We start from the raw sequence: 7,114 nt of genomic DNA, 5'->3' as shown, positions 1-7,114 counted from the left end.
CCCGCCGCCCATGCCGTCTCCGGCGTCACGGCCACCACCGCCGAGGAACGTCACGGCGTTGGCCACCACCTCGGTGGTGTAGTTCTTCCGGTTCTCCTTGTCCGTCCACTCGCGCGTCTGCAGGCGGCCCTCGACGTAGCACTGCCGTCCCTTCTTCAGGTACTCGCCGCAGAGCTCCGCGAGCTTTCCCCAGACGACGATGCGGTGCCACTCGGTCCGCTCCTGCTTCTGGCCATTCTTGTCGACCCAGCTCTCGCTGGTGGCGATGCGGAAGTTCGCCACCGCCTGACCGCCGGGAGTGAACCGGACCTCCGGGTCCGCCCCGAGGTTGCCGATGAGGATGACCTTGTTCACGCCTCCAGCCATGACTGCATTCCTTTCTCACGAGAACCGGTCCACCAAGGACCGGTTACACCCCGGACGCACCCGCCGGGTTTGATTCCCACCTATAGCAGTGGGTACTGACACCCAGCCAGAAAGCCGCCTTCTTCCTGGGTGTCGTACGCCCGCCTGCCACCCGGCCGGGGAGGCAGGCCCGGCCGGAGGGAACTCGCGAGAAACACAGTGGATTCCGGCCTACCCGCCCGGGCGGTTGTCGGCGGTGGAGGACTCGGGCGCGTTGCCCGCGGGCGCCACCATCTGCACGGGGGTGAAGCCCTCCGGCGTCTTCGCCGGGGCCTTGGCCTCCGCCACCTTCTGCGACAGCGTGGAGTCCAGCCCCTTGGCGAAGGATGCCAGCCGTGGGTCCGAAGCACCCAGCGTGCGGCGCAGCGACTTCCAGAAGGGGTGGTCCGCCTGCCCCGCCTGCACCAGCCCCCGCGCCAGCAGCGTGGTGCACGCATCCCGATCACTGGCGCTGGCCGCCCGAAGCGCCACCACCAGCTCCTCCGGCGCGGTGCGAGCCACCTCGCCCAGGGCCTCGGCCATCTCCGACTGGGCCTGGGCGTCCGTGCCCGCCGCGCCCGCCAGCTCCAGCACCCGGGCCAGCGCCTCCGCGTTTCCGCCCGCCGCCAGCTCCACCATGCTGCTGACGCCCGGCACCTCCACGGACAGCACCCGCGCCACGTCCTTCAGCCGGCCATAGACCTCGGCGGTGGCCGAATAGCTGTCCAGCAGCGTGCGCGCGCCCAGGTAGTCGTGCGGGTTGGACTGGTAGAGGCTCTCCGCCAGCACCGCGCGCACGGCCGGGTCTCGCTCGCTGCGCCACGCGGTGCGCAGGAAGCCGATGTTGCGCTGGTCGCGCTGCGCGCCCAGGTCCAGGTACGTCTTGATGCGAGCGGCCACGTCATCCACGGCGCCCGAGGGCCGCCCGCTGTCCGCCAGCGCGGCCACCGCCGTGGACGGCCCCAGGCTGGAGCCGGTGGCGGCTACCGCCGCGCCCAGCGCGTCCAGGCCCGCGACGATGGGACCGGCGCGGCCCGCGAAGTCGTTGGCCATGATGGAGAAGGTGAAGCGCTCTCCGCCCGCGCTCGTCACGTAGCCGCTCAGCGCGGACACGCTCTCCAGGGTGCCCGTCTTGGCGCGCAGCCGGCCCACCGCGTCACTGCCCTCGAAGCGGTACTTGAGCGTGCCGTCCTTGCCCGCGATGGGCACCGACGACAGGTACTCCGGCGAGAAGGGGAAGCGCTGCACCATGTGCCGCAGCAGCTGGTTGAGCTGCGTGGCGGAGAAGCGGTTGGCGTCGTTCAGCCCGCTGCCGTTCTTCATCACGTAGGTGCCGCGGGGGATGCCCACGTCGCGCTCCAGGAACTGCTCCACCACGTCCACGCCCTTGGTGAAGGAGCCCGGCGAGCCGCGCAGCTCGGCGCCCATCGTCTTGAGGAGCTGCTCGGCGACGAAGTTGCTGGACAGCTTGTTGAGGCGCTTGAGGAGCACGTCGAACGTGTCCGACTGCGACACGTGCAGCATGCGGGCCTTGGTGGACGTCTTGCCAAGCTTCACCTTGCCCTTCATCTTCACGCCGCGCGTCACCAGCATCTGCTTGAGCGACTGGCCGAAGTACATGGGCGGGTTGTCGATCTTCTTCCAGACGCTGACGGCGCCGCCGCGCTCCCCCGGGAGCTGGCCGCGCACGACAATCTTCTGCTGGAGGCCGGCGGGGTCCGACGTAACGGACACGCGGCGCGCGCGCCGCGGCCCGGTGGTGAGCTGGTTCTCCACCACGAAGTAGTCGCTGGGCGGCTCCATCTCCACCACGCCCTTGGCGCCCGGCGCGTTGCCGGGCCGCAGGTAGATGGCCACCGCGTTCCAGTTGAGGCTCACCGCGCCGGTGGGCGCCATGTAGGCGCGGTCCGTGTCCTCCTGGTCATAGCCGGGCGGCGTGCGCTCGGCGTCGAACCACGAGTCATCCACCACGATTTCGCCCACGTCGCGCACGCCGGCGTGCCACAGCTCCGCGACGATGCCCCACAGGCGCTCCGTCGTCATGGACGGGTCACCCTTGCCGCGCACGTAGAGCGTCTTCACCTTGCCGTCCGCGCCCAGCTCCGGCTCCACCAGGAACTCGGTGTCGTAGCGGAACTCGGGCCCCAGCGACGCGAGCGCGGCGGCGGACGTCACCAGCTTCACGTTGGATGCGGGGTTGAGCAGTTCGTCAGCGTTGTGGCTGAACACCACGGCGCCGTCGTCCAGGCTCTGCATGAGCACGCCCATGCGACTGGCCTTCAGTGGCGCGCGCTGGAGAACCTGCAGCAGCGCGGCCTTGAGGGCCTCGCGGTCCGCGCGCTTCTCCGCTGGAGCGGGCGCGGCGTGCGCTGCGTGAGAAAGCGACAGGAAAATAATGGCCGACACGGCCAAGATGGAGCTGGCTCGATGGACCTGCACACTCTCTCCGGGGAAGTCAGGTGCCATTATGCGGAACGGGGCAAAAGACGGGCAAGGGTGAGTGGCTGCGTGAGTCCACGTCTGGGCGCTCGCTCTTCCAGCAGGCAGAAACCTGACATTCCAACTGTAACGACGTGACTGACGCGAGCCCCCGGTCAGACACGCATGTCCACGAGGTGACTTCGATGAGAGCGGTGGTGCAGCGCGTGCTGGAGGCGTCGGTGACGGTGGACGGTCAGCGCGTGAGCGACATCGGCCCGGGCCTGCTGGTGCTGCTGGGCGTGGGCAAGGGCGACGCGGAGGCGGACGTGGCGTGGATGGTGGAGAAGCTGGCCACGCTGCGCATCTTCGAGGACGCCGCGGGGAAGATGAACCTGTCGCTGGAGGACACGTCCCGGCAGCTCATCGTCGTCAGCCAGTTCACGCTCTACGGCGACGCGCGCAAGGGGCGCAGGCCCAGCTTCATCGACGCGATGGAGCCCGTGAGCGCCAAGGCCCTCTATGAGCGCACCTGTGAGCTGTTGCGCCAGCGCGGCCTGAGTGTGGGCACCGGCGTCTTCGCCGCGGACATGAAGGTGGCGCTCGTCAACGACGGCCCCGTCACGCTGCTGCTGGAGAGCCCCGGGCCGTCCGCGCCCAAAGGCTAGATTCGAACGCCGGAGCCCTTCGTCACCAGCGCCGCCAGCCCCTGCTTCGCCAGCGCCGCGCCGCGCAGGTGCGCGGTGAGGGCGCCCAGTTCGCGAATCCAGTTGGCCGCGCGGGGCCCCAGGCCGGAGAAGGCCACCGTGAGCGGCGGCGGCTGCGGCTGCTTGCCCAGCCAGTACGCCAGCACCTCCTCCTTCTCCGGCAACGACGGCAGCTTCATCCGCGCCTGCTCGCGGGTCAGGAGCCGCTCCAGCTTGCGCGGCAGGTTCACCTGCCAGTGCGCGACTTTCTTCGCCGGGCGCCAGGCCCAGTCCGCGAAGGCGTAGCGTGTGCCGGGGGAGTATTCGCCCCGGCCCTGGGTGGTGAACACCTGGTCCGGCGGGAACTCCGGGAAGGGCTCCCACAGGCCAGCGAGCAGCGAGGCCAGGCCCACGTCCTCACGCGGCCGGAAGCGGAAGCGGTCCCTGACGTCGCGCGAGCCCCGCGCGTCCCAGTAGGGATAGTCCGCCTCCTCCACCATCAGGGCCAGGTGCAGGGCCTCGTCCCAGCCGTCCGCGTAGCCCGCCTCCGCCTCACCGACCTCCCAGCCCGCGGGGCCTTCGGTCCAGTGCAGGAAGACGAGCCGGTCCACCAGGTCCGCCCAGGGGTCCGCGTCCACCGAGCCCACGCCGCCGGGCAGCGCCGTGGAGAGCATCCGCTCGCAGAGCATGCGCGCCTGACCGTCCCCCAGCTGCTCCTGCAGGGACTCCAGCGCGCCGGGGGCATCCCCCATGGCCCGCTGGAAGAAGGGCAGCAGGTGGTCGTGGAAGAAGCGGTCGCTGATGGGTCTCAGGACGACGTCCATGGTGCGGATGTTCCCCCCGGAACGCACGCCCACTCAAGGCCGTGCGTCTTCCTGGACGATGAGGGCGTGGATGTCCGCGGCCGAGGGCGCCTCGAGGATGGCGGCCCGGAAACGCGGGTTCTTGAAGAGACGGGAGATGCGGGCCAGGGCCTTGAGGTGGACCCCCGCGCTGTTCTCCGGCGCCACCAGGGCGAAGAACAGGTGGGTGGGCTTGCCATCAATGGCCTCGAAGTCCACGCCCGCGCGCGACACGCCGAAGGCGGCCTGGAGCTGTCCCATGCCCGGCAGCTTGCCGTGGGGGATGGCCACACCCTCGCCGATGCCCGTACTGCCAAGCTTCTCGCGCTCGCGCAGTACCTCCACCAGCCGGTCCGCGGTCAGCAGCGGATGGGCGCGCACCAGCGTGGCACTCAGTTCTCGCAGGACTTCAGGCTTCGTCCGCGACTGCATGTCGGCGATGACGGCTTGGGGGCTGAGGAACTCGGCGATTCTCACTGACGCTCCCGCGCTGGCGCTCCTGGTTGGCGGCAATTACTCCCCACCCCTCTTTAGCGCAAGGGTGGCCTGTCTGGATGCGCGCTCTCCGCACTCACTGCGCATCATGACGCGGAAGGGAAACCCGTCCCACGGGAGGTAGGGACTTCCCATGAAGCGTCTGTTCCTGTCGACTGTCATCGACATCGCGTCGAGGGCGACCGGCGCATGCTCGCCGGGGTGGCCCCCACTCGCGTCCAGGCCCCCGTTCGGGAGCGGCTCGGTGGACCGCCCCCTCGGCGGGACGTGGGCGCGGGGCCTCATGGGCACCCGCACCGACGCCCTCCAGCACGCGGAGGCATTCGAATGGCGGACTCCCCGCCGTCACACGCCGTCACCCCAATTCACCGGGTGACGGCGCGCGGAAGTCAGCGGTCAGCGACGGCTCAGGTCCCCGTGGCGGCGATTGCCGGGGCGTGCGGCTCGATGAGGCCGTACTGGCCATCCTTGCGCCGGTAGACGATGCACAGCGACTCCGACTCCACGTTGTGGAAGACGTAGAAGTCGTTGTTCATCAGGTTCATCTGCATCACCGCATCACCCACGGTGAGCGGCTTGACGGTGAGGTGGGTGGCACGCACCTCGCGCGCCGCCTGCGACGAGGCCGCGGGCTGCGCGGGCACGACGGCGGCGGGTTTCGGCGCATCTTCACTCGCGGAGGCTTCGGCCAGCGACGTCAGCGTTTCCACGTCCGGGAGCTCGAACACGGCGTGGCGGACCCGGAGCTGCTCCACCAAATCATGCCGGTGGTGGACGCGCTCACGGCCATGGTGCGACTTCAGCTTGTCACGGTAGCGCCGCAGCTGGCGCTCGATCTTGTCCATCGCCAGGTCGATGGACGCGTACATGTCATCGCTCTTGTCGCGGCCCCGAAGGACCCACGCGCCGGAGTGGATGGTGATGTCCGCATGGTGGAGGTGGCGTTCCAACGACAGAACCACATGGGCCTCGCCGGCTCGGTCCAGCAACCGGTTCACCCTTTCGACCTTCTCGCGTGCGTACTCCTTGAGGGAATCGGACGCTCCGAACTGACGGAAGGTGATGTTGAACTGCATGCGTGGCTGCCTCCTAGGGTGAGAGGTGAGCTCCGTGAGGGATCTGAAACTTTCCCAGCCCAGGAAAGCAACCCGCCCCACCAGGTTGCCTGTTCCCGGACACACCGCCCGTCCGAGGCAGGACATCCCGCCTGCACCTCGCGTCACTGGCAATGGCCCCTGTTTGGAACCATGCCAGGACACGTCCGGTGACATCACGCGCCGCGTCAGCTTACGCGAGCAGCCGCCCGCCCGTCACGCCCAGCACCTCCGCGTTGACGTAGCGAGACTCATCCGAGGCGAGGAACACGTAGGACGGCGCCAGCTCCGCGGGCTGCGCGGGGCGGCCCATGGGCGAGTCCTTGCCGAACTTGGACGTCTTCTCCGCATCGAACGACTGGGGGATGAGCGGCGTCCACACGGGGCCCGGCGCCACGGCGTTGACGCGGATGCCCCGCTCAATGAGTTCCCGTGCCAGGCCCTTGGTGAAGTTGACGATGGCGCTCTTGGTGACGGCGTAGTCGAGGATGGCGGGCGAGGGGTCATACGCCTGGATGGAGCTGGTGTTGATGATGGTGCTCCCCTCCTTCATGTGCGGCAGCGCGTGGCGCACCAGGTGGAACATCGCGAGGATGTTGGTGCGGAAGGTGCGCTCCAGGCGCTCGGGGTCGAAGTCCTCGAAGCGCTCCACCGCCTCGCCCTGGTACGCGGCGTTGTTGACGAGGATGTCGATGCGCCCGAAGCGCTTCACGGTGTCCTCCACCAGCTTGCGGCACTGGGCCTCCACCGTCAGGTCACCGGGCAGCAGCAGGGCCTTGCGCCCCGCGTCCTCCACCACGCGCTTCACCTGCTGGGCGTCGTCCCCTTCGCTGAGGAAGGACACCGCGACGTCCGCGCCCTCGCGCGCGAAGGCCAGACACACCGCGCGGCCAATGCCGCTGTCCCCACCGGTGATGAGCGCCACCCGGCCCTCGAGCCGGCCCAGCCCCTTGTAGGACTGTTCGCCGTAGTCAGGCTCCGGAGCCATCCGCCCCTCGTGGCCGGGGTGCGACTGCGACTGCTTGGGAAAGGGCGGCTTGGGGCCGGCTTCACGCGGGTCAGGGTTCTTCTGGGCCATGTCTGGGTCCTTTCCGGAAGGAAGTACCCAGGCACGGTGGGGGTGGCGGTACCCAGCGGCAATCAAGCCCGGGCTGGTCCGGGCCCGCTCCCCCGCCCGCTCCCCCCCCCTCACTGC

At 69.4% G+C, this 7,114-nt stretch carries 7 protein-coding genes; 1 reads left to right on the top strand and 6 read right to left on the bottom strand.

What is annotated here, in order from left to right; genetic code table 11:
• Together FMP39_RS36565 and dacB are read right to left on the bottom strand one after the other, a co-directional pair.
• Window positions 1-366 (bottom strand): single-stranded DNA-binding protein (locus FMP39_RS36565; RefSeq protein ID WP_141256830.1); only part of this gene is annotated, 366 nt, incomplete at its 3' end.
• A 210-nt stretch (window positions 367-576) separates the two neighbouring features.
• Window positions 577-2,823 carry a D-alanyl-D-alanine carboxypeptidase/D-alanyl-D-alanine-endopeptidase gene (gene dacB, locus FMP39_RS36560; protein WP_141594566.1) on the bottom strand — a complete coding sequence of 749 codons (2,247 nt, stop codon included), beginning with the start codon at window positions 2,821-2,823 and terminating at the stop codon, window positions 577-579.
• A 185-nt stretch (window positions 2,824-3,008) separates the two neighbouring features.
• Here dacB and dtd point away from each other — a divergent pair, with 185 nt between their 5' ends.
• Window positions 3,009-3,470, top strand: a complete 462-nt coding sequence (dtd, locus tag FMP39_RS36555) for a D-aminoacyl-tRNA deacylase (RefSeq protein ID WP_141594565.1) — start codon at window positions 3,009-3,011, stop codon at window positions 3,468-3,470.
• Here dtd and FMP39_RS36550 read toward each other — a convergent pair.
• The 4 genes from FMP39_RS36550 to FMP39_RS36535 all read right to left on the bottom strand — a co-directional run bounded on the left by FMP39_RS36550 (window position 3,467) and on the right by FMP39_RS36535 (window position 6,997).
• Complete coding sequence (locus tag FMP39_RS36550; protein ID WP_194858719.1) at window positions 3,467-4,312, bottom strand: hypothetical protein; 846 nt, start codon at window positions 4,310-4,312, stop codon at window positions 3,467-3,469. The genes dtd and FMP39_RS36550 overlap by 4 nt on opposite strands.
• Window positions 4,313-4,345: 33 nt before the next feature.
• Window positions 4,346-4,807: a PTS sugar transporter subunit IIA gene (locus FMP39_RS36545; RefSeq protein WP_141594563.1), complete on the bottom strand. Its 462-nt coding sequence runs from the start codon at window positions 4,805-4,807 to the stop codon at window positions 4,346-4,348.
• Between the two features lie 425 nt (window positions 4,808-5,232).
• On the bottom strand, window positions 5,233-5,901 hold the full coding sequence (gene raiA / locus FMP39_RS36540) for a ribosome-associated translation inhibitor RaiA (protein ID WP_141594562.1): 669 nt from the start codon (window positions 5,899-5,901) through the stop codon (window positions 5,233-5,235).
• 211 nt (window positions 5,902-6,112) lie between these two features.
• Window positions 6,113-6,997 (bottom strand): SDR family oxidoreductase, encoded by an 885-nt coding sequence (locus FMP39_RS36535; protein WP_141594561.1) that lies wholly within the window; start codon window positions 6,995-6,997, stop codon window positions 6,113-6,115.
• Window positions 6,998-7,114 lie beyond the last annotated feature (117 nt).

Origin of the sequence: Myxococcus sp. AB056 (genome assembly GCF_006547365.1) — a bacterium.
Classification (GTDB): domain Bacteria; phylum Myxococcota; class Myxococcia; order Myxococcales; family Myxococcaceae; genus Myxococcus; species Myxococcus virescens.
This window is presented reverse-complemented; position numbering and strand designations above follow the sequence as displayed.